We start from the raw sequence: 21,033 nt of genomic DNA, 5'->3' as shown, positions 1-21,033 counted from the left end.
TACCAAGGCGTTCCGCGATGCCTCAAACTGCAAGGGGGCGGCAAAGATACGTTGGTAATTATCCAGATTTTCCGGCTGTTTATGCATAAACTCTGCACGCTGCAGAGCAACCGGTTTACAGGCCAGCCAACTGGCAAAACTGCGTAATAAAACCAGAACGGCATCTACCTGATGACGGCTGAAATTATCGGCCTGAGGTTCGTAGCAAATCGCAGCTTCCTGCTCATTGAGTTGCAGAAAATAACGCCCGCCATCACTCAGAAGCCGGGTGTAACGGACAGACTTTTCGAACGCTGAACCAAGATCCGGACTGTGCATCAGTGTCAGGGCAAACAGCTGAAAATGTGCCGGTTTAACCAGTTCTCCCATCAGCAAACCAAAATCTTCGGCCGGACACAACGCTTCCGCTGCGCGCCATATTTTTAAGGTTTGTTGCAGAGATACCCGGGCGTAGGAAGTATTCAGTAACTCATGGCTGATGCCGGCCGCCTGCAGCAACGGGGCAGCAGCAATCCCCTGCTGTTCCGCGCCCTGCAGTAAGGCTTTTATCCAGAGAACAGATACTGTTTTTTCCGCGTTATTGTATGGTGTATTCATTAACTGACTTCTGCGGTTAAACCCGGTGTCCTGCGGGGACAATTTTTAATACCGGCATTTGCGCTACATTATGAGCATCTGACAACCGATAACAATAAAACAAAGAGAACTCCGCTATGAATAAAAAAACAGCCGATCAATGGTTTGAAGAGTATGGTGCCAGCCACCAGAACCCGCTGAACAAACTGATTCATTGGATCTGTGTCCCGCTTATTTTTATTGTCATCATGGGGTTGCTGTGGGAAATACCGGTACCGGCAACCTTCACGCAAGTACCCTACCTGAACTGGGCCACCCTGTCAGCCATTGTTGTAGTGGGGTTTTATGTACGGATGTCATTCAGCCTGTCGGTCGGCCTGACCGCTTTTACCATTGCAACCTATGCTCTTATTGCCTGGTTTGAGCAACTGAATCTGGCACCACTCTGGGCCATCTGCGCTGGCAGCTTTGTTGTATTGTGGATTCTTCAGTTTATTGGGCACTACATTGAAGGGAAAAAGCCGTCATTCTTTAAAGACATTCAGTTTCTGCTGATTGGCCCTGCATGGCTGATGGGATTTATCTATCGCAAACTGGGCATTCCGTACTCCTGATCACGTTATGGCGGTACTCAGTACCGCCATTTTCACTGCGCCCCCCCTGAGCAGATAATGCTGACGCTATTTCGGCACACTCCAACCTCGTGCAACCTCCGCTAACAAGCTAAAAATGCAGCGCAGCTTTTACAAGCTCTCTATTTCATCTGAATACAGGAAAGACTATGACTATCGGATATTGGTGCGTCCTGATCGCCGCATTATTGCCTTATGTATTTACCGGGCTGGCCAAAGCTGGCGGACGTCGTTACAACAATTACTCGCCACGCGAGTTTCTGGAGAAGCAGGAAGGTTATCGCAAACGCGCACACTGGGTGCAACTCAACAGCTTTGAAGCATTTCCGGCATTTGCCGCAGCGGTCATTATTGCTCACCTGAGCGGTGGTAATCAGGAACGGATTGATATGCTGGCTATGGCTTTTATCGCGATCCGGGTGCTGTATGGCGTGTTATACCTCAGCAATCATGCAACCCTGCGCTCTCTGGTCTGGACGGCGGGCATTGGCTGCACCGTTGCCCTGTTTGTCAGCGGTGTTTAAACCGTCATCATATGTCCATTGCGTTTGTAGCAATAAGCTGAATTGCAGTAGATAACAATTTGCCGGCCTTTATCTGACGTCTGGATAATATAAAGGTCGGTAAATTCCGGCGTTTTCTCCATAAAAGTAGCATTACGGATCAGGCTGGCGTGGGCATCCTGCATATGATTGTTCTGTGCTGGCAGTTCTGCAGCAGGCAGATACAAACCCAGCAAAGTAAATAATCCGATAATCATGAGGTGCAGTGAAGGTTTCATAGCCCAACTCCTGACAACATACTTAAACCAAGTATAGGAAGAGGGAGGAATCGGAGATGGATTGTTTTGTTATAAAGAGTTACCTGCAGACAGGCTTGTTACTTCACACAGAAGATCCCTGCGCTGCATCGGCGGAACCATCACAGCCTGTTCAATACGGCCGGCACCGGAGGCATAAAAAAACAGGCACAAGGCCTGTTTTTTCAATCAATCAGTATTTTAATGCGCTGTCTGCCGTTTCAGCGAAACAATCAGCTCCGCTTCTCCCCGCGCGACGCCACAACTGTCAACCAGATCGCTGGCTGTTGCTCCGAGTCCAACCAGGCGTGATGCCTGCAAAAAGGTAGCCTCGTCTGTTGTAGGCAAAACTACCTTGCGTTCAGCCTGCTGCAGGCGTCCATCCATCTGTTTGAGCTTTCGCCCCATACCAATGGTGCTTTTGCTCATCGCCTGATGTGCCTGTTGTAAGCTGCCAACCGCCTGATCCAGCCGGCTGGCATCCTGATTTTGCTGCCGTTTAAGCGACCACATAAAAGCGCCGACCAATAACAGCAAACCCATATTACCTATCAATAACCAGTGCATCAGTGACAGAGACGCCATGACAGACTCCTATAAACCCTGGATTTCTGTCCACTCCTCGTCGGTCATCAGTTTCTCCAGATCCACCAGAATAAGCAGTTCATCATTTTTATGACAAACCCCCTGGATGAATTTGGCGCTTTCCTCATTGCCGACGTTCGGGGTGGTTTCAATTTCTGACTGACGCAGATACACCACTTCAGCCACCGCATCGACGAGGATACCAACCACCTGACCTTCCGCTTCGATAATAACGATACGCGTCTGATCAGTGGTGTCAGCTGTTGGCAGGCCAAAACGGAGTCGGGTATCGATCACCGTTACAACGTTGCCACGCAGGTTAATAATGCCAAGTACATACGGGGGAGCACCAGGAACCGGTGCAATCTCGCTGTAACGCAAGACTTCCTGCACCTGCATCACATTGATTCCGTACGTCTCGTTTTCCAGACGGAAGGTTACCCATTGTAAGACGGGATCTTCCGCACCTTTATTTCCGGCAATCGCTGACATAAAACATCCTCGCTAAGAAAGGCCGATGCCTGACTGTGTCAAAAAACATGACGAACCTTTCTTAACTATAGAACAGAGCACAAAGTGTACCAGTTAAAACAGGGAATTTTTTCCGGGGCTAAAAGCTGTAATCCATTGAACAAAAAGGATATTGCAACGCTGAAATACCGGAGGGCTTTACGCCTGACGCGCAACCCGGCGATTTTCTTCCAGCAGTTTTAATAACCCCGGTACATCCAGTAAAGCACACATTTCAGAGATCACCGTTCCTGCAAGCCACGGGCGTTTACTGCCATCCCCACGCCATTTAATGGAATCGTGTACCAAGGTTACGGTATCGCAGATTTCCTGACACGCCAGCGCCCAGGGCGAGCGGTCCAGCTGAATAAAAAAGCTGTAGCCGTCGTCATTCAGACTGATACGTCTCTCAGGCATGATCAGTTGAGCACTGTCGATGATAGTAAGCTTGGCCTTATCGCCCTGCCAGACGCCCAGCGACCAGCTGGCCTGGCCAAACAGCGGCGTCACCTTGTCTGTTACGTTATGCACACCGCCAAGCAGTGGCAACGGAATGGCGAGCTTAAGACCAGCGACTTTAAAAATAAGACAATCAATCCCCTGGCTGGATTGCCAGTTTAATGAGAGCGTTTGCATCGCCTCGTTAGTCAATTCATTGACGTCATGAGCCCTACTACTACTCTCATCCTGGATATCTGACGGAGTTTCGACATCCGTTTCGGTAGTAAATGCCGGCATTGGTTGCTGCGGTATAACCTCAGCAAAGGCGGCACGCGCAGGACTCACCGTGCGTGACGCTGTCTTTACCTCTGCTGGCGAAGAAGGCAGCTCTTCGCTAATGGCGACAGAAGGCGTTTCTGCAACAGGTTCAGCCACCTGAAGACTGGCAGATCCGGATTTAACCGTAGTAACAGGAGTCACTTCCGTGGCACTGACCAGGAGCTGATCAAGATAGTCCTGCAAGACAAAGTCGACCTGATTTACCAGATCTGTCTTAGAGTTAGCATCAGCCATTAAGCACGGTCTCCGCAGCAACGGGCAGACACGCCGCTAACATACAGCGACGCAGCGATGATTCCGGTAAATGGCGTATCAACCCCAGCGCAGTCAACAGCTGGGTGCGCTGAGCTGCTTTACCTCCCTCACCTAACGGACGTAAGAGCACAGGGGCATAGCCACTTTGTAACGTGCTGCTGGCCAATGCTTCCTGCAGATGATGAGGACTGACGGCAGAACGCAGTAAGTCATCCCAGTTCACTCCCTGACCTGCTACTTCGCCATCAGCAGCCAGCAGGTGGTCAAAATAGTCGTCCAGCGGATGGCTGACATTGGCCGGTAACGGTGGAATATAACTAGCCACGACTCGGGTCCGCCACATCCAGTTCACTCAACAGGTGACGATATGCCCGCACCCCACGGCCCTGCTCATCCATCTGATGTGGAAACACACCTTCATGACTGGCATCACGCAGACGGGTATCCACCGGAATTGCCTCCTGCCACAGTGAATCCTGATACAGACGGCGCATTTCTTTCAGCGTGGTCACAGAGGCGAGCGTCCGGCGATCAAACAATGTCGGTACGATCATAAAAGGCAGATTACGGTTCTGCGAGCGCATCACCATTTTCAGGGTATGGATCATTCTTTCCAGACCTTTCATTGCAAGATGCTCTGTCTGGGTAGGAATCACCAGGCGCTGACAGGCAGCCAGCGCATTGACCAGCAGCACGCCAAGAATGGGGGGCGTATCCAGTAAGGCGTAATCGTATTCATCCCACAGCTGAGCGAGCGACCGTGCCAGAACCAATCCCATACCATCCTGCCCACTGACCTGACGTTCAAGTGTGGCCAGCGATGTCGTCGCAGGCAGCAAAGATACATTGGGAAGACTGGTGGGTTTGATGACGGTCTGAATAAAAGCTTTGTCTTTGTAGCGTTGCTCAAAAAACAGATGATAGAGACTGCGTTCCAGATTATCGGGATTCTGCCGGAAGTAACTCGTCAGGGAACCATGAGGATCAAGGTCCACCAACAATACGCGTTTTCCCTGTTCAGCCAACAGACCTCCCAGAGCAACCACGCTGGTTGTTTTGCCAACCCCACCCTTTTGATTTGCTATCGACCAGATCCGCACTAGTTTCACCCTGTTCTCTGTGAGCACATGACCCGCAGGGGTCACTAAAAGTACTTTTTGCTGTAAAACATTGATTAAGCAAAAAGTATGTCAATTCTTTGCAGCAGGACGGGACCAGGGTGCAGCTTCGCTCGTTTGCGTCATAAAAATCACAACACGACGATTCTCTGCCCGTGCTTCTTCGGTATTTTCAGTATTCAACGGGTGGTAGTACGAAAGCCCCATAGCGGCCATACGCTGCGGTGCTACGCCATACAACACCAGATTCTGTACCACCGATGCTGCCCGTAACGCTGAAATTTCCCAGTTGGTAATGCCTTTTGCCGGTGTATCGTCCGAATGCCCCTGAACATTGATTGGAAACGGAAAATCCTTCAGTTCAGCGGCAATAGCCTGCATCAGCGGCAAAGCTTCGTCACGGATACGTGTTTCACCACGGGCAAATAAAAGATCGGCATTCAACGATACGGTAATCCAGTCTTTGTCCCCTTCTATTCTTATATCGTCCGATTCCGGAATAAATTGAGCAACCTGACGGATATCCGCCAATAAAGGTAATAATCCATTGCCCTTTTCCAGGGGCGTGGAAAGCGTTGGCGGAGTGACGGGCTCGGGGGGAAGTACCGTAGAAAAGACACCTTCAAGCTCGCTGCGGATTGCTGAGCCCTGCTCATCATCAATCAGTTGCACCGCATACAACATGATAAAAAAGACGCACAGCAGCGTCATATAGTCGGCATAAGAAACCAGCCAGCGATGCGGATCAGGACCATGCCGTCTCACAACACAATTCCCTGCATGCGATAACGCAGCGCCATCGGGTTAACCCCATTTCTTAATGCCACAACACCTAACATCAATGCTTCATAATACCGGCTGCGGATAGCCAGACGCTGACGCAACGTGCTGCTCAGGGGAATAACAATAAGATTCGCACTGGCAACACCATAAAACGTTGCCACAAAAGCGGTGGCGATTCCTGCGGCAAGAGCCTCCGGCTGTTTGATACTCGACAAAACCTGCATCAAACCCAGTACCGCGCCGACAATTCCCAGAGTGGGTAAATAACCGGCAAAATTATCCAGTACAGACAATAAGTCCTGATCACGTTCTTCCCGGCTTTTCAGCTCCAGATGCAGTGCAGACTGCATGGCTTCAACATCATTACCGTCAGCCAGTAATAGCAACGCTTTGCGGAAAACAGGGTCGGTTTCTGACCCTGCTACTTTTTCCAGAGCCAAAGGGCCATCACGGCGCAGAGCATTGCCGCTGACCGTTAACTTACTGATGAGTACATCAAAGGAGTATTGAGGCGGAGCAATCAGCCAAAACAGCAATTCACCCAAAGGGCGGTATTGGCTTACGGGTAGTTGGGCAAGAGTGGCCAGAATACCGCCACCGAAAACAATCAGAGCTGCCGGAGGATTCCACAACGCTGTGAGGTTTCCTCCTTCAAGGGAAAAGCCGGTTAATACTGCAATAACTGCCAGTAAAACAGTGACTAACGCCCAGCGATCCACTAGCCGACCTCTTCAACCAGCCTCGGTCCGATATCTTTAAGGGGTAATATATCGTCACTCAACCCTTCCTTGATAACGGCCAGCGGCATGCCAAAAATAACGCAGCTTTCCTCATCCTGGGCCCAGACAGTTGCCCCACCTTGCTTCAGCAGGCGGGCACCTTCGCGACCGTCAGCTCCCATTCCGGTAAGGACAATCGCCAGTGTTTTATTACCGTAATGTTTAGCCGCAGAAGCAAACGCAATATCAACGCTGGGGCGGTAGTTGACCCTTTCGTCGCTTTCCCGGATATGAATAACACCGCCGGCACGCCGATCCACCATCAGCTGCATACCACCAGGAGCAACATAAACATGACCTGCTTCAATTTTATCGCCATCGGCCGCTTCTTTAACAATCAGGGGACTGAGTGAATTCAAACGCTCAGCGAAAGCTTTGGTAAAAGATCCCGGCATATGCTGCACAATAATAATCGGTGTTTTGAAACTGCCGGGGATATTTTTAAACAATGTCTGCAGAGCTGCAGGCCCGCCGGTTGATGTGCCGATAACAACCAGCTCCGTCTGAGTCAGACGCCCGCGCACCGCAGGCCGGACAGCCTGAACCGTTGTCACTTTAGTCTGGCTGCGTGCAACGGCAGCAATTTTATCGGTCAGTGCCCGCTTAATCTGAACTGCATCTTTAGCAATCTGATCAAAATTCTTGGGCAAAAAATCTAATGCACCAGCATCCAGAGCATCCAGCGTAACCCGTGCGCCTTCGAACGTAAGTGAAGAAAACATCAAAACAGGTACCGGACGCCGCTGCATGATATTACGCACCGCGGTAATGCCATCCATGACCGGCATTTCATAATCCATGGTAATAACATCAGGCTTCAGAGATTCATTCATCTCAATGGCTTCAAGGCCATTAGATGCGACCCCGACAACTTCCATACGGCCGTCTGCATTAATGATGTCAGTTACACGGCGGCGAAAAAATCCGGAATCATCGACGACCAGAACACGGATACTCATGAAATCAACTCTTCCTTAGTCGTTGTAGACTTTATGCTGCACTGGAATGCCGGGAGGATGCATAGCGGGTAAGCATACTCGGTATATCCAGAATAAGTGCAATCCGACCGTCACCTGTAATCGTTGCTCCCGCCATACCTGCCGTACCGTGCAACATTTTACCCAAAGGTTTAATAACAACCTCTTCCTGGCCAATCAGCTGGTCAACTACAAAACCGACACGTTTCGTACCCACCGAAACCACAACAACATGCGCTGTTTCATCGGCTTTGGCATAGGCTTCACCTTTAATAAGCCAGCGTTTCAGATGAAATAACGGTATTGGTTTTTCGCGTACAACCACCACTTCCTGGCCATCAACAATATTTGTCTTAGTCAGATCGAGGTGGAAAATTTCGTTGACGCTAACCAGTGGGAAAGCAAAAGCCTGATTTTTCAGCATGACCATTAACGTCGGCATAATAGCCAGAGTCAGTGGTACTTTAATCCGGATTCCTGTACCTACACCGGGACGGGAATCAATATTAATAGTGCCATTCAGCTGAGAAATTTTTGTTTTAACAACATCCATACCGACACCACGGCCGGATACATCAGATATCTGCTCTTTGGTGGAAAAACCCGGCGCAAAAATCAGGTTAAAGCATTCGTTTTCGGTCAGACGATCAGCGGCATCCTGATCCATAACGCCTTTTTCTACCGCTTTCCGGCGCAGAACATCGGCATCCATACCGCCGCCATCGTCCTGAATAATCAGCAGAATATGGTCCCCTTCCTGCTCTGCAGAAAGAACAACAGTACCGACCCGTGGTTTACCATTTTTTTCACGCACGTCCGGCATTTCCACACCATGATCCACTGCATTTCGCACAAGGTGAACCAATGGATCGGCCAGAGCTTCGACCAGGTTTTTATCCAGATCCGTTTCTTCGCCGCGTAATTCCAGATTAATTTCTTTTTTCAGTTGGCGGGCAAGATCGCGGACAACCCGGGGAAAACGGCCAAATACTTTCTTGATTGGCTGCATCCGGGTTTTCATAACGGATGCCTGTAAATCACCGGTTACCACATCCAGATTAGCGACCGCCTTAGCCATCGACTCATCGGTACTTTTCAGTCCCAAACGAACCAGACGGTTACGAACCAGCACCAACTCGCCAACCATATTCATGATGTCGTCAAGACGTTTGGTATCCACACGTACCGTTGCTTCTGATGCGGCAGCATCTTTATCCTGACGCTTGCTTTCTTCAACCGCTGCCGGTGCCTTCGCAGCAGCCGGTTTTGCTTCTGTTTTTGGCGCAGGCTTAGCTTCTGCTTTTGCAGCTGGCTTGGTATCTGCAGCGGGCGTAACCGGAGGTTTTGCAGCTTCTGGTTTTTCCACCGAGGCTGCAGGTGCTGACTCGGCTCCCGGGGCATTGGAATGCTTGCCTTTGCCATGCAGACGATCGAGTAATTCTTCAAACTCCGAATCACTGATCAGATCATCCCCACCTGCTGCATTAGCAGACGCTGCGACAGGCTCAGCCTCTGTTTTTTCTGGCTCTGCAGTTCCCGATGTCTGTGCACCAGCATGCTTACCTTTACCATGAATCTGATCAAGCAGTGCCTCAAATTCATCTTCGGTAATTTCGTCACTATTGTTATCTGTGCTGTCGGAGCCTATATCAAAGAAATCGTCATCTGCTGTTTCTGCCGCAGCTGCATTCGCTTTTTCTTCGTCCAGAGCATCCAACAGTTGCTCGAATTCATCGTCTGTAATATCACCACTGTCTTCTGCCGGCGCTGTTTCTGAAGGACCGGACTCGCTGACAGGTTCCTCTGCGACAGAGTCAGTAGCAGCAGGTTCCGGATCGCTGCTCTGAACTTCATCTTCTGATTCAGGTAGTGCCAGCTTATGCAGCCGCTCAATGAGTTCCGGATCTGCTTCTTCAGGCGCAGCACCGGAGCGAACGCTTTCAAACATTTCGTTAACGCTGTCTAACGCCTGGAGTACCACATCCATAAGATCTGAATTGACAGTACGATGGCCGTTGCGCAGCGTATCGAAGACGTTTTCCGCTGCATGGCAGCAATTCACCAGAGGATTAAGTTGCAGAAATCCAGCCCCACCTTTAACGGTATGAAAACCGCGAAAGATAGCATTCAGCAGGTCTTTATCATGTGGGCGTTGTTCAAGATCGACCAGTTGTTCAGAGAGCAGCTCAAGAATTTCTCCGGCTTCAACCAAAAAATCCTGGAGAATCTCTTCATCAGCATCGAAACTCATCCGTTAGCTCCTTTAAAAACCAAGACTGGACAGTAAGTCATCAACATCATCCTGGCTGGCAACTACGTCTTCACTGGACTTATTAATCTGCGGTCCCTCCGCAGCGATATTGGCGCCTTCCGTCGGCTTCTCTGCCGATTCCATATCGGCATGAACAATTCCGGTAATCGAATCCACGTTGCCGGCCATGGCAACAAGCTGTACCAGCCGGCTTTCTACGTCTGTGACCAGCGCAGCCACTTTGTGAATGACCTGACCGGTTAAATCCTGAAAATCCTGAGCCAGTACGATATCGGATAACTGTCCCTGCAAGCGCTGAGACTGACTCGCACTGTCAATCAGAAACTGATTAATGTCTTTGGTTAAAGCCCGGAATTCATCCGGCTTTAATTCTTTATTTAAAAACCGCTGCCACTCAACAGATAACGCTTTGGCCCGGTCATGAATGTCGGTTGCCAGCGGCATACCGGCATCAACCAGATCCATGGTGCGGTTGGCCGACTTATCGGTCATTTCCAGACACGTAAGCCAGCTTATCCGTTGCATGGTCAATTTCCGATGCAGCACCGACAGAATCAACCCGCATATTTTTAATAGCTTCATGCAGGGCACGGGTCAGTCTGCCGATTTCGTTGTACAACGTGCGGTCTCTAACCTCATTGAGATTATTAACCAATGCTACCGCCTTGCTGAGATCACCAAGCTCAAGCTGCCTGAGCATGCTTTCTGCAAGGCTTTTGATTTCAGAGCCGACAGCGCTGTTATCGGTATCCAGATTGATCCCGGCCATCAAGTTGTCTTCCTGGTTAACCTTCGACACGTTCAAAGATCTTATCGATCTTTTCTTTCAGCACTGCAGCGGTGAAAGGCTTCACAACATAACCATTAACTCCTGCCTGCGCAGCAGCCACAATCTGGTCACGTTTGGCTTCCGCGGTCACCATCAGTACCGGCAGAGTTTTCAGGCGATCATCGGCCCTGACCTTCTTCAGCAAGTCGAGACCTGTCATGCCAGGCATGTTCCAGTCTGTCACCAAGAAGTCGAAATCACCATTCTGCAACATGGGAAGTGCGGTTGTGCCATCGTCAGCTTCCTGGGTATTGGTAAACCCCAGGTCGCGTAACAGATTTTTGACGATTCGTCTCATCGTTGAAAAATCATCAACGATCAGAATTTTCATGTTTTTGTCCAAAACGACCTCCAGTAATCGACTCTCTATATTCCAAGTCGTTCCTAAGGTTTAGTGTAGACACAGTTATCGCTTTATCCAGAAACAAAGCGCTCAGAAAAGATTTTTTTCAATAACAGGAAGGAGTTAGGACAACCAGCCGCCAAGACGGGCACGCAGGCGATGAGCTGCCTGACTGTGCAGCTGACTGACCCTTGATTCACTGACACCCAGCACAGCGCCAATTTCTTTCAGATTCAGTTCTTCGTCATAGTAGAGTGCGAGTACCAGTTGCTCTCTTTCGGGTAAATGACGGATAGCGTCGGCGAGTTGACGCTGAAAGGACTCACGCTCGATGCCATCCAGTGGATTCGGAGATTCATCCTCAAAGACATCGAAGCCTGATTCGCTCTTCTCCACAACCTCTTCAAAGCTGAACAGCCGACAGCCGGCACTGTCTTTCAGAATCGCGTGGTATTCATCCTGACTGATGCCAAGAAAGCCCGCGACTTCGCTGTCTTCAGCATCACGGCCTTTTGCACTTTCGATCTGTTTAATGGCTTCACTGATACGGCGGGAATTGCGGTGAACCGAGCGTGGTGCCCAGTCACCTTTGCGGATTTCATCCAGCATGGCACCACGGATACGGATACCGGCGTAGGTTTCAAAACTGGCGCCCTTGCCACCATCGTATTTACGTGCAGCCTCCAGCAAGCCAATCATACCGGCCTGAATAAGGTCATCGAGCTGCACGCTGTCAGGCAGGCGGCCGATAAGATGGTGAGCAATACGCTTTACCAGCGTCGCATGCTCACGCACCAGTTGTTCATAATCGTGTTTTTTTACGTCGGAATACACCAGACAACTTCCTACTGACACTCGTTATGCCCCGGCTTCCTGAACCAACCGATCTACAAAAAACTCCAGATGCCCCCGGGGGGTTGAAGGCAGTGGCCATGAATCTACTTTTTTAGCCAGCGCACGGAATGCTGTCGCCGCTTTGGAGCGCGGGTAGGCATCGATCACCGCTTTCTGGCGCTGCACAGCACGCTTAAGCGCATCGTCCTGGGGAATGGCGCCGACATACTGCATAGCCACTTCCAGAAAACGATCCGTCACTTTAGTAAGTTTGGCAAATAAAGCATTACCTTCCTGCGGTGTACGAACCATGTTGGCAACGATACGGAAGCGGAACAGCCCATAATCACGATTCAGCAGTTTGATCTGCGCATAAGCGTCGGTGATTGAGGTTGGTTCATCGGTGACCACCATCAGCACTTCCTGCGCAGCACGGACAAAACTCATCACACTGTCGGAAATTCCGGCCGCGGTATCAATAATCAGCACATCAATATCATCGCCAATATCGCTGAAAGCCTGAATCAGGCCGGCATGTTCAAGTGCATTCAGCTGTGACAGTTTCTGTGTACCGGAAGACGCGGGAACAACACGGATGCCGCCCGGCCCTTTAACCATCACATCACGCAGATCACATTCGCCCGACAGAACATTTTCGATGGTTTTGTTAGAACTGATACCCAGCAGAATATCAATATTCGCCAACCCCAGATCCGCATCGAGAACCACCACTCTGCGTCCCATTTCGGCCAGGGCGATAGCCAGGTTGACCGAGACATTGCTCTTGCCGACACCACCTTTACCGCCGGTGACCGCGATGACCTGCACAGGATGCCTTGCCATTAGTCGTTATACTCCGTGTTGAATACTGGAATGCTGAGTGGCGAAGCTCATGGCTTCGGCGGCCTGCCAGCGGGTACGCGCCATACGCGCCATCTGCTCCGCCAGTTTCACCAGTTTTTCAGCATCCGGATAATGCACATCGTCAGGGATGTGCGGACCATCAGTCACCAGGGTGACCGGCAGCTGGGTCAGCGCCGACACACTCATGGCAGGCCCAAGACTGAAACACTCATCCAGCTTGGTAAACACACAACCCGCCAAACCTGCTGCTTTAAAATGTTCATAGTTTTCCTGCAGGCAACGCCCCTGACTGGTCAGAGGCAATACCAGCAGCTTTTTCAGACGCGCTCCGGCCTGTTTAAGCATAGACAATTGCGCAGCAAAATGTGGATCCTGACTTGCCAGTCCGGCGCTATCAACCAACACCAGCTTTTTATCACGTACGCTGTCGAGTACCTTACTCAGGTCACCATTGACCGGCACAACATGCAGGGTTACACCAAGAATGCGGGCAAAGGTGCGCAGCTGGTCGTGTGCTGCTACGCGGTAATTATCGAGGGTAATCAAAGCCACCGATTCAGCGCCGTGGCGGATCACAAACTGTGCTGCCAACTTACCGATGGTTGTCGTTTTTCCTGCACCGGTCGGGCCGACGAGAGCATAAATGCCACCGCGATCCAGCAATCCGTTCGGTGCTACCGGCAGATCAGAGGCAATCAGCTTCAGCGCTTTTTTCCACGCATCTTCAAGCGGGACATCACCATCAATACGACTGGCAACGCGATCCGCCCAGGCCGCTTCCAGCCCGACATCCTGACAGCGCTGCCACAATTGTGACTGCTGCCAGGTAAGTGGCCGGTGGGTATCCCAGGCACTGCCCTGATGGCTGACCATCCAGTCTTTCAGCTCGCGCAGCTCCCCGCTCATTTGCTGAATAACGTTGTTGTACCACTCGCCTTCCTGATCCGCACGCTGGCGCAACATACTGTCTTCAGTGGCATTGCGGCTATTGTCAGCACTGGACTTGCCGGAACTGGCAGGCGCCGTACGACGGAAATCATCATTTTTCAGGCCGCTTAATACTGCAGACAGCGATTCGGTACTGGAAAGGTCGCTCTGGCCAGCAAACGCCATACGTTCTTCATAGCGCTCATCACGTTTTTTCAGCGCTGGCTGTGGTTCGCGGGATGCCGCTTTCGCCTGTTCCAGCTCCTGCTGCAGGCGCAGCTGGCGCTCAATTTCCGCACGCTCCTGCTCATGGCCCGGCTGATAATCCAGAGCGGCGACCACTTCAAATCCGTCCGCTACTTTCTTGCTCGACAGAATGACCGCATCCGCTCCCAGTTCCTGGGAGACCAGACGCAGTGCCAGCTGCATATTGGCTGCGGTGAAGCGTTTAACTTTCATAGTCAGCACTCATAATTCGTAAGGGCCTATTTGCCGCCAATACTGGCGACAATGGTAATACTTTTGTTGTCCGGAACTTCCTGATACGCCAGCACCTGCAGTTGCTCAATGCTGTTACGTACAAACTGAGCCATCGCCGCACGCAGCTGGCTGGTGACCAGCAGCACCGCCGGATTACCTGCCATTTCCTGCGCCTGTACCGCCTCAGCCAGAGAACGCTGCAGGGTATCGGCCATTCCCGGTTCCAGCACCAGACCATACTGTCCGGCCTGCTGTCCGCTTTGCTGAAGGGTTTTAAGCAACAACTGTTCCAGCCCCGGATCCAGCGTCATAACCACCAGTTCATCCGCATTACCAAAGATGTTCTGGACAATCATGCGGCTCAGGGCAAGGCGTGCAGCAGCTGTCATAGCGGCGGTATCTTGACTCTGACTGCCACTATTCGCCAAAGACTCGGCAATAGAGCGCATATCGCGGATAGGTACGTGCTCACGCAGCAGGTTCTGCAATACCGCCAGTAACTGACTGATACTTAAGGTATTAGGTACAAGCTCTTCGGCCAGTTTTGGTGACGATTTGGCCAGCATATCAACCAGCTGCTGCACATCTTCATGACCCAGCAACTCATGCGCGTGGCGCTGCAATTTCTGATTCAGGTGGGTAGCGACAACCGTACTGGCATCCACCACGGTATAGCCAAGGGTCTGGGCCCGGTCTTTCTGGGTTGCATCAATCCAGAAAGCATCCAGCCCGAAAGCCGGATCTTTAGCTGCCAGGCCGTCGATTTTGCCGAACACCTGACCCGGATTAATCGCCATTTCCCGCTCCGGATAGATTTCGGCTTCCGCCAGGGTGACGCCCATCAGGGTGATACGGTATTGATTAGGCAGCAGATCAAGGTTGTCGCGGATATGCACAGAAGGCATCAGGAAACCCATTTCCTGCGAAAGCTTACGGCGTACACCTTTAATCCGGTTCAGCAGCTGCCCACCCTGATTTTTATCAACCAGCGGAATAAGACGGTAGCCGACTTCCAGGCCGACACGATCGACCGGCTCAACGTCATCCCAGCCAAGCTCTTTCACTTCCATTTGCTTGATTGCGGCTTCGGCTTTTTCTTTTGGCGCCGCCAGTGCATTACCACTGCCCGCCGGCAACGCTTCAGCCGCCTTCGGCTGAGCGCCGATACGCTGGGCAATCGCATCTCCGAGCTTACCGCCGTCTTTGCGCCAGTGAATAAAATAAGCAACGCTGGCGGCAATCAGGGCGGCACCCAGAAATACGCCATGCGGCATACCGGGCACGATACCCATCATAAACATCAGCCCGGCAGCGACCGCCAGAGCGCGCGAAGAAGCAAACATCTGCCCGAAGACCTGTTGCCCCATGTCTTCGTCGCCACCATTACGGGTCACCATAATGGCAGTTGCTGTTGACAGCAGCAGCGACGGAATCTGAGCAACCAGACCATCACCAATGGCCAGCAGGGTATAAGCAGAGACAGCATCACCAAAACTCAGACCATGCTGAGCCATACCGATACCAAAACCACCGACGACGTTGATGATAAGAATCAGGATACCGGCGACCGCATCACCTTTTACGAATTTGCTGGCACCATCCATCGAACCATAAAAGTCTGCTTCTGCCGCAACATCCGCACGACGGATCTTCGCCTGATCTGCATCGATCAGTCCGGCATTCAGGTCAGCGTCAATCGCCATCTGTTTGCCGGGCATCGCATCCAGGGTAAAGCGGGCACTGACTTCCGATACCCGGCCGGCACCTTTGGTAACCACCACAAAGTTGATGATCATCAGGATCATAAAGACCACCAGACCCACGGCATAATTACCGCCGATCAGCACTTCACCGAACGCCTCGATCACCTTACCCGCGGCATCGCCACCTTCGTGGCCATAGAGCAATACCACCCGCGTCGATGCAACGTTCAGCGCAAGACGCAACAAAGTAGCGACCAGCAGAATGGTCGGGAAAATAGCAAAATCCAGCGGCCGGCGGGCATAGACACTCACCAGCAGCACAACGATGGATAACGCGATATTGAATGTGAAAAAAGTATCCAGCAGAAACGGTGGCAGCGGCAGCGTCATCATGCCCAACAGCACCAGCAGCATCACGGGAATGCTTAAATTCCCCTGAGCCAGCAGTGACATACCGCCCTTTAGCTGACCCATCACCTGATTTTTTGAGGCTACTGCCATGACCACATCCGTCAGAAAAACATCACTGGCAGAGGGTATTGCAAAAACCTTTCCCATTTTTCCAAAGGCTGGAAAATAACGATAAAAAAACCGGCATTGCCGGCTTTTAATGGAATTACTGTGGTTCAGAGTCAACCCTGAGGTCGCGCGGAATCGGCATATCCGGTTTACGTTCGGGTCTGGGCCCACGCCCTTTGATATACAGATCCATCTGATAAATGTACGCCAGTACCTGGGCCACCGCGACATACAGACCTTCGGGAATTTCTTCACCGATTTTACCGTGTGTATAGAGCGCCCGGGCCAGTGGCGGGGCCTGCATCTGTGGCACGTTATTTTCTTTGGCGATCTCACGGATTTTCATCGCTACCTGATCAGAGCCTTTAGCGACTAAGGTCGGGGCGCGCATCATGTCCGATTCGTATTTTAAAGCGACAGCGAAATGTGTCGGGTTGGTAATCACCACATCGGCTGTCGGTACGTCTGCCATCATGCGGCGCTGCGATGCTTCCCGTTGCAACTGTCTGATACGTCCTTTAACTTCGGGACGGCCTTCGCTCTCTTTATATTCATCTTTAATTTCCTGCATCGTCATACGCAGTTTTTTGGTATGACTGTATATCTGCCAGGGAACATCGGCGATGGCGATTACCACGGTAGACAGACAAAGAAAAATAACACTCCAGATAATAATATGAACAGCGCCACTCACCGCCGGCTCAGCTTCCTTATGCTGCAACAGCATTGCATCCTCGAAATAGGCCGACAGCACCAGCCAGGCCATAAGCCCAACCACCAGAACCTTGGCCCAGGATTTCACCAGCTCAACCAATGAATTCATAGAGAACATGCGCTTAAGACCACTTAACGGATTAAGACGATCAAGCTTGGGAGCCAGTGCTTTAGTGGAAAAAATCCAGCCGCCAACACCGAGCGGTCCGAATAAGGCCGCCAGAAGCACCAGTATCAGCCAGGGAGTCAGCGCCAGCGTCGCCTGCCATAATGACGCGCCCAAGTGGGCGTACATAACGCTCTGATCAAAGGCCGCTTCACGTTCGAGAGAAAAACTGAAGCGGGCAATATGGTTAATATGCTCGGCCATCCAGGGGCCAAAAGCCAATAAACCCAGAGCGCCCAATAACAACACCATGGTGGTATTCAGCTCTTTCGAACGGGGAGCCTGACCTTCCTCACGGGCTTTGTCTAACCTTCGCGCCGTGGGCTCTTCACTTTTTTCCTGACCGGAATCTTCCGCCATATCAGGACATCTCCGTCAATTTTTTGATGAATTCAAACAGCGTGTCCATATAGCCCTGAAAACTCTGTGCCATCTCTCCCATGCTGAGCCATAAAATAAATAAACCAACAATCATGGTGACCGGAAAACCCAATGCAAAAATATTCAGCTGTGGTGCTGCGCGGGTCATCACGCCAAATGCCAGGTTAACAATCAGCAGGGCTGTCATTGCCGGCAAAGCAATAACCAGCGCTGCCGCAAACATCCAGCCACTCCAGGTTACTACAAGACCAAGCTCTTTTTGTGTCCAGCCATCAAAGCCTATCGGCATGGTATAAAAACTGTCGATCAGGATTTCGATCAGAACCAGATGCCCGTTCAGTGACAGAAACACCAGACTGATCATAAACAACAGCCATTGGCTGATAACAACCACCGATGCGCCCTGCGACGGATCGACCGTCGTCGCAATCCCCAGACCGGTTTGCATCGCAATCAGTTGTCCGGCGATAACAAAAACCTGCGTCAGTAATTCGACGACAAAACCGAGAAGAATACCGATCAGCAATTGCTGCAGAATAATAATCAGCGAAGCAAGCGACAGTGCATCGACTTTGATAAAAGGAGGCAGTACAGGAACCACCACCAGCGTGATGGTGATCGCCAGAATCAGACGTACGCGCTGCGATACCATACGCGTGCCGATCAGCGGCATTACCATTAGCAGCCCGGAAATCCGCGCGAACGGATAAACATAGCGGCTTATCCAGTGACTGACATCCAGCGCATCCAGTTCCAGCACAGGTTATCCGATAATAAAGGGAATATTGGTGTAAATTTCTTTGGTGAAATCCAGTACAGCATTCACCGCCCAGGGACCAAAAGCAATAATAGCCAGCAGCGTAACGACCAGGCGCGGCAGGAAGCTCAGTGTTTGTTCGTTGATCTGGGTTGCAGCCTGAAAAGTACTGACGATCAGACCAATAATCAGGCTGGGAACAATGATTGCAACCACGATTGCAAGCACCAGGTAAAGCGCATGGGTGAACAGATCGCCAATCTCAGATGGTGTCATAGCGCCCCCTAAACCGTTCCGAAACTGTTGGCCATGGTGCCCATAATCAAAACCCAGCCATCAATGAGTACAAACAACATTATCTTAAATGGCAGAGAGATAATAATGGGTGACAGCATCATCATACCCATCGCCATCAGGATACTGGCCACCACCAGATCAATAATAAGAAAGGGAATAAATATCAGAAATCCGATCTGGAAAGCGGTCTTCAGTTCACTGGTAATAAACGCCGGAATCAGAATATGTATCGGTGTTTCTTCCGGTCCGGCAATATCATCACGGCCACTGATTCGTATAAACATCTGCAGATCATTTTCCCGGGTTTGCATCAGCATAAATTCATGCAGGGGTTTAATTGCACGCTCTGCAGCTTCCAATGGTGTAATCGTTTCGGCCAGGTAGGGCTGAACCGCTTCCGCATTAATCGTGCGGAAGATCGGCATCATAATAAAAATGGTCAGAAATAAAGAAAGTCCTAATAACACCTGGTTTGACGGTGTCTGCTGCAGGCCAATCGCCTGACGGAGAATAGCCATAACGACAATAATGCGGGTGAATGACGTCATCATAATCAGCAGAGACGGCAACACCGACAACATGGTCATGATCGCCAGAATCTGAATGGTGACCGTATATTCGCCACCGCTATCCGTCGATTTATACACAACCGCCGGAATGCCCAGATAAGATGGCTGCGGATCAGCCGCCATACTCAGCAATGGAAGCATCAGCAGGCTACTGCCCAACAGGATTTTAATCAGGGCTGTTATTTTCATGAGCGTATCGCTTTTTTCAGCAGATCCTGAAAACTGACAGAGCCAGCTCCCTCATCCAGCGTCAATGGCTCATCCAGTTCCGCTAGGGTGGTTATTTGTTGCGGTGTAATTCCCACCAGCAGTTGCTTATTACCGACCTGCACAACCGCAATCTTCTCTTTCATTCCCAGCGGCAGAACGGCAACCATTTTAAGTTTTGCGTTACCACCGCCCAACCGCTGTCCCTGAGTTTTATTGACCAGCCAGGCCAAAAGCAGAATCAAGCCCACAATAAGCAGCAAAAAAATGACGACCTTACCAACTGACGATAACGGATCGGGAGCTGCCGGCAAAGCCGGTTCAGCAACCGCAAGCGCTGTACTCAGAAATACCGGGGTCATTAAGCCCGCTTTAACGCAGGCGCTGAATACGTTCACTTTGGCTCACCACATCGGTCAGACGAATACCAAACTTATCGTTCACCATTACCACTTCACCGTGAGCGATCAGTGTGCCGTTGACCATAACATCCAGAGGTTCCCCCGCCAGACGGTCAAGCTCTACCACTGAGCCCTGATTCAGCTGCAATAAATTACGGATCGGAATCTGTGTTGCGCCAACTTCCATTGAAATACGGACCGGAATATCCAGAATGACATCCAGTTCAGGGCCAATGCCGTTGTTATCGCCGGGTTTGCTGTCATCGTGCAATTCATCCAGCTCAACCTGGCGAATATCGGAAGTGGCATCAGCGCCGTCATCCCCATCCAGTTCACCAGCCTCTTCCATCGCTGCCGCCCATTCATCCGCGAGTGCTTCTTCATCATCACCCGCATCGGAAACACCGGCCGCAACTTCATTCGCCAGAGCATCAGCATCAAGTTCAGAAGACTCTTCTTCTGGCAGGTCTTTTTCGTTGTCATCACTCATATTACTCTCCTGTCAGCGCCGTCTGCTTTTCAGCTGATCAATAATTTTGACCGCTAAATTTTCATCTGAAATACCCATTTTCCCGCGGAAAATCGGTACGCCATTGGCTTGCAAAATAAATTCTTCTGGTAAGTCCACGGGAATAACATCACCGGCTTTCAGTGCTGCAACCTCGCGCAGTGTGATATAGCGGTCTACCAGCGTGCCATGTATCGGAACACGGGCATCCAGGATGTCTTCGCGTAATGACTGCAGCCAGCGCTCATCGACGTCGTCCACATCACTCTGCACACCGGCATCCAGCACTTCGCGGATGGGCTCGATCATGGAATAAGGAATGGTCAGGTGCAGATCGCCGCCGCCGCCGTCCAGTTCAATATGAAATGTGCTGACCACGACCACTTCACTCGGGCTGACAATATTAGCCATTGCCGGGTTTACTTCGGAGCCGACATATTCAAATTCCAGTTTCATGACCGGCCCCCA

At 51.0% G+C, this 21,033-nt stretch carries 27 protein-coding genes; 2 read left to right on the top strand and 25 right to left on the bottom strand.

From position 1 onward, the window contains the following. The coding region (locus B3P58_RS17890) for an AraC family transcriptional regulator (protein WP_286719432.1) at positions 1–597 on the bottom strand (597 nt) is incomplete at its 3' end. A 116-nt stretch (positions 598–713) separates the two neighbouring features. Between B3P58_RS17890 and B3P58_RS17885 the strand changes: the two genes are divergently transcribed. Beyond that, complete coding sequence (locus B3P58_RS17885; RefSeq protein ID WP_145465765.1) at positions 714–1,190, top strand: DUF962 domain-containing protein; 477 nt, start codon at positions 714–716, stop codon at positions 1,188–1,190. Positions 1,191–1,357: 167 nt separating this feature from the next. Continuing rightward, positions 1,358–1,732 carry an MAPEG family protein gene (locus tag B3P58_RS17880; protein ID WP_145465766.1) on the top strand — a complete coding sequence of 125 codons (375 nt, stop codon included), beginning with the start codon at positions 1,358–1,360 and terminating at the stop codon, positions 1,730–1,732. Here the strand turns inward: B3P58_RS17880 and B3P58_RS17875 are convergent. The 24 genes from B3P58_RS17875 to B3P58_RS17760 all read right to left on the bottom strand — a co-directional run. Further along, positions 1,729–1,989, bottom strand: a complete 261-nt coding sequence (locus B3P58_RS17875; protein ID WP_225693534.1) for a hypothetical protein — start codon at positions 1,987–1,989, stop codon at positions 1,729–1,731. The two genes, B3P58_RS17880 and B3P58_RS17875, sit on opposite strands and share 4 nt — an antisense overlap. A 219-nt stretch (positions 1,990–2,208) precedes the next feature. Then, on the bottom strand, positions 2,209–2,592 hold the full coding sequence (locus B3P58_RS17870) for a DUF2802 domain-containing protein (RefSeq protein ID WP_145465768.1): 384 nt from the start codon (positions 2,590–2,592) through the stop codon (positions 2,209–2,211). Positions 2,593–2,601: 9 nt separating this feature from the next. Then, complete coding sequence (locus B3P58_RS17865; protein WP_145465769.1) at positions 2,602–3,084, bottom strand: chemotaxis protein CheW; 483 nt, start codon at positions 3,082–3,084, stop codon at positions 2,602–2,604. Positions 3,085–3,261: 177 nt separating this feature from the next. Further along, a complete protein-coding gene (locus B3P58_RS17860; RefSeq protein ID WP_286719428.1) occupies positions 3,262–4,116 on the bottom strand; it encodes a chemotaxis protein CheW in 855 nt (284 codons plus the stop codon). After that, positions 4,109–4,462: a hypothetical protein gene (locus B3P58_RS17855; protein WP_225693530.1), complete on the bottom strand. Its 354-nt coding sequence runs from the start codon at positions 4,460–4,462 to the stop codon at positions 4,109–4,111. The genes B3P58_RS17860 and B3P58_RS17855 overlap by 8 nt, the downstream gene beginning before the upstream one ends. Then, complete coding sequence (locus tag B3P58_RS17850) at positions 4,455–5,237, bottom strand: ParA family protein (RefSeq protein ID WP_286719454.1); 783 nt, start codon at positions 5,235–5,237, stop codon at positions 4,455–4,457. The genes B3P58_RS17855 and B3P58_RS17850 overlap by 8 nt, the downstream gene beginning before the upstream one ends. A 90-nt stretch (positions 5,238–5,327) precedes the next feature. Next, entirely contained in the window at positions 5,328–6,020 is a 693-nt protein-coding gene (locus B3P58_RS17845) for an OmpA family protein (RefSeq protein ID WP_145465772.1), read from the bottom strand. Then, positions 6,017–6,757 carry a motility protein A gene (locus tag B3P58_RS17840; RefSeq protein ID WP_145465773.1) on the bottom strand — a complete coding sequence of 247 codons (741 nt, stop codon included), beginning with the start codon at positions 6,755–6,757 and terminating at the stop codon, positions 6,017–6,019. Before B3P58_RS17840 ends, B3P58_RS17845 begins: the two co-directional genes overlap by 4 nt. Next, the gene (locus B3P58_RS17835; RefSeq protein ID WP_145465774.1) at positions 6,757–7,776 is read right to left on the bottom strand and encodes a protein-glutamate methylesterase/protein-glutamine glutaminase; all 1,020 of its coding nucleotides are present in this window, start codon (positions 7,774–7,776) and stop codon (positions 6,757–6,759) included. The genes B3P58_RS17840 and B3P58_RS17835 overlap by 1 nt, the downstream gene beginning before the upstream one ends. 31 nt (positions 7,777–7,807) lie before the next feature. Next, the gene (locus tag B3P58_RS17830; protein ID WP_286719425.1) at positions 7,808–10,045 is read right to left on the bottom strand and encodes a chemotaxis protein CheA; all 2,238 of its coding nucleotides are present in this window, start codon (positions 10,043–10,045) and stop codon (positions 7,808–7,810) included. A gap of 12 nt (positions 10,046–10,057) precedes the next feature. Continuing rightward, positions 10,058–10,558 (bottom strand): protein phosphatase CheZ, encoded by a 501-nt coding sequence (locus B3P58_RS17825; RefSeq protein ID WP_286719423.1) that lies wholly within the window; start codon positions 10,556–10,558, stop codon positions 10,058–10,060. Then, a complete protein-coding gene (locus tag B3P58_RS17820; RefSeq protein WP_286719421.1) occupies positions 10,548–10,835 on the bottom strand; it encodes a protein phosphatase CheZ in 288 nt (95 codons plus the stop codon). Before B3P58_RS17820 ends, B3P58_RS17825 begins: the two co-directional genes overlap by 11 nt. A gap of 16 nt (positions 10,836–10,851) precedes the next feature. Next, positions 10,852–11,238: a chemotaxis response regulator CheY gene (gene cheY, locus B3P58_RS17815; protein ID WP_260996956.1), complete on the bottom strand. Its 387-nt coding sequence runs from the start codon at positions 11,236–11,238 to the stop codon at positions 10,852–10,854. 123 nt (positions 11,239–11,361) lie between these two features. Next, positions 11,362–12,072 carry an RNA polymerase sigma factor FliA gene (locus B3P58_RS17810; protein ID WP_414716586.1) on the bottom strand — a complete coding sequence of 237 codons (711 nt, stop codon included), beginning with the start codon at positions 12,070–12,072 and terminating at the stop codon, positions 11,362–11,364. A gap of 24 nt (positions 12,073–12,096) precedes the next feature. Further along, positions 12,097–12,915 carry a MinD/ParA family protein gene (locus B3P58_RS17805; RefSeq protein WP_260996958.1) on the bottom strand — a complete coding sequence of 273 codons (819 nt, stop codon included), beginning with the start codon at positions 12,913–12,915 and terminating at the stop codon, positions 12,097–12,099. 6 nt (positions 12,916–12,921) lie between these two features. Continuing rightward, on the bottom strand, positions 12,922–14,322 hold the full coding sequence (flhF, locus tag B3P58_RS17800; RefSeq protein WP_260996959.1) for a flagellar biosynthesis protein FlhF: 1,401 nt from the start codon (positions 14,320–14,322) through the stop codon (positions 12,922–12,924). Positions 14,323–14,348: 26 nt separating this feature from the next. Then, positions 14,349–16,520: a flagellar biosynthesis protein FlhA gene (gene flhA / locus B3P58_RS17795; RefSeq protein WP_270049446.1), complete on the bottom strand. Its 2,172-nt coding sequence runs from the start codon at positions 16,518–16,520 to the stop codon at positions 14,349–14,351. Positions 16,521–16,662: 142 nt separating this feature from the next. After that, positions 16,663–17,805 (bottom strand): flagellar biosynthesis protein FlhB, encoded by a 1,143-nt coding sequence (flhB, locus tag B3P58_RS17790; RefSeq protein ID WP_286719417.1) that lies wholly within the window; start codon positions 17,803–17,805, stop codon positions 16,663–16,665. Position 17,806: 1 nt separating this feature from the next. Further along, positions 17,807–18,586, bottom strand: coding sequence for a flagellar biosynthetic protein FliR (gene fliR / locus B3P58_RS17785; RefSeq protein WP_225693526.1), 780 nt, complete (start codon positions 18,584–18,586; stop codon positions 17,807–17,809). 3 nt (positions 18,587–18,589) lie between these two features. After that, positions 18,590–18,859, bottom strand: coding sequence for a flagellar biosynthesis protein FliQ (fliQ, locus tag B3P58_RS17780; protein WP_260996961.1), 270 nt, complete (start codon positions 18,857–18,859; stop codon positions 18,590–18,592). A gap of 8 nt (positions 18,860–18,867) precedes the next feature. Further along, entirely contained in the window at positions 18,868–19,638 is a 771-nt protein-coding gene (gene fliP, locus B3P58_RS17775; protein WP_286719414.1) for a flagellar type III secretion system pore protein FliP, read from the bottom strand. Beyond that, positions 19,635–20,018, bottom strand: coding sequence for a flagellar biosynthetic protein FliO (fliO, locus tag B3P58_RS17770; RefSeq protein ID WP_145465784.1), 384 nt, complete (start codon positions 20,016–20,018; stop codon positions 19,635–19,637). Before fliO ends, fliP begins: the two co-directional genes overlap by 4 nt. A 10-nt stretch (positions 20,019–20,028) precedes the next feature. Next, the gene (gene fliN, locus B3P58_RS17765; protein WP_286719413.1) at positions 20,029–20,547 is read right to left on the bottom strand and encodes a flagellar motor switch protein FliN; all 519 of its coding nucleotides are present in this window, start codon (positions 20,545–20,547) and stop codon (positions 20,029–20,031) included. 12 nt (positions 20,548–20,559) lie between these two features. Further along, positions 20,560–21,033, bottom strand: a 474-nt coding sequence (locus tag B3P58_RS17760) for a FliM/FliN family flagellar motor switch protein (RefSeq protein WP_286719411.1), incomplete at its 5' end; no start/stop codon positions are given.

This window comes from Thalassolituus sp. UBA2009 (assembly GCF_002335285.1).
In the GTDB taxonomy this organism is placed as follows: Bacteria; Pseudomonadota; Gammaproteobacteria; order Pseudomonadales; family Oceanobacteraceae; genus Venatoribacter; species Venatoribacter alkanivorans.
Note: the sequence above shows the minus strand (reverse complement) of the source record. Positions and strands in the feature narration are given on the sequence as shown.

Excerpts from the sequence above, each read along its gene's own strand:
- B3P58_RS17885 (WP_145465765.1), top strand. The coding sequence starts at position 714 with ATGAATAAAAAAACAGCCGATCAATGGTTTGAAGAGTATGGTGCCAGC.
- B3P58_RS17880 (WP_145465766.1), top strand. The coding sequence starts at position 1,358 with ATGACTATCGGATATTGGTGCGTCCTGATCGCCGCATTATTGCCTTAT.
- B3P58_RS17875 (WP_225693534.1), bottom strand. The coding sequence starts at position 1,989 with ATGAAACCTTCACTGCACCTCATGATTATCGGATTATTTACTTTGCTG.
- B3P58_RS17870 (WP_145465768.1), bottom strand. The coding sequence starts at position 2,592 with ATGGCGTCTCTGTCACTGATGCACTGGTTATTGATAGGTAATATGGGT.
- B3P58_RS17865 (WP_145465769.1), bottom strand. The coding sequence starts at position 3,084 with ATGTCAGCGATTGCCGGAAATAAAGGTGCGGAAGATCCCGTCTTACAA.
- B3P58_RS17860 (WP_286719428.1), bottom strand. The coding sequence starts at position 4,116 with ATGGCTGATGCTAACTCTAAGACAGATCTGGTAAATCAGGTCGACTTT.
- B3P58_RS17835 (WP_145465774.1), bottom strand. The coding sequence starts at position 7,776 with ATGAGTATCCGTGTTCTGGTCGTCGATGATTCCGGATTTTTTCGCCGC.
- B3P58_RS17830 (WP_286719425.1), bottom strand. The coding sequence starts at position 10,045 with ATGAGTTTCGATGCTGATGAAGAGATTCTCCAGGATTTTTTGGTTGAA.
- B3P58_RS17825 (WP_286719423.1), bottom strand. The coding sequence starts at position 10,558 with ATGACCGATAAGTCGGCCAACCGCACCATGGATCTGGTTGATGCCGGT.
- B3P58_RS17820 (WP_286719421.1), bottom strand. The coding sequence starts at position 10,835 with ATGGCCGGGATCAATCTGGATACCGATAACAGCGCTGTCGGCTCTGAA.
- B3P58_RS17805 (WP_260996958.1), bottom strand. The coding sequence starts at position 12,915 with ATGGCAAGGCATCCTGTGCAGGTCATCGCGGTCACCGGCGGTAAAGGT.
- flhF (WP_260996959.1), bottom strand. The coding sequence starts at position 14,322 with ATGAAAGTTAAACGCTTCACCGCAGCCAATATGCAGCTGGCACTGCGT.
- flhA (WP_270049446.1), bottom strand. The coding sequence starts at position 16,520 with ATGGGTCAGCTAAAGGGCGGTATGTCACTGCTGGCTCAGGGGAATTTA.
- flhB (WP_286719417.1), bottom strand. The coding sequence starts at position 17,805 with ATGGCGGAAGATTCCGGTCAGGAAAAAAGTGAAGAGCCCACGGCGCGA.
- fliQ (WP_260996961.1), bottom strand. The coding sequence starts at position 18,859 with ATGACACCATCTGAGATTGGCGATCTGTTCACCCATGCGCTTTACCTG.
- fliP (WP_286719414.1), bottom strand. The coding sequence starts at position 19,638 with ATGAAAATAACAGCCCTGATTAAAATCCTGTTGGGCAGTAGCCTGCTG.
- fliO (WP_145465784.1), bottom strand. The coding sequence starts at position 20,018 with ATGACCCCGGTATTTCTGAGTACAGCGCTTGCGGTTGCTGAACCGGCT.
- fliN (WP_286719413.1), bottom strand. The coding sequence starts at position 20,547 with ATGAGTGATGACAACGAAAAAGACCTGCCAGAAGAAGAGTCTTCTGAA.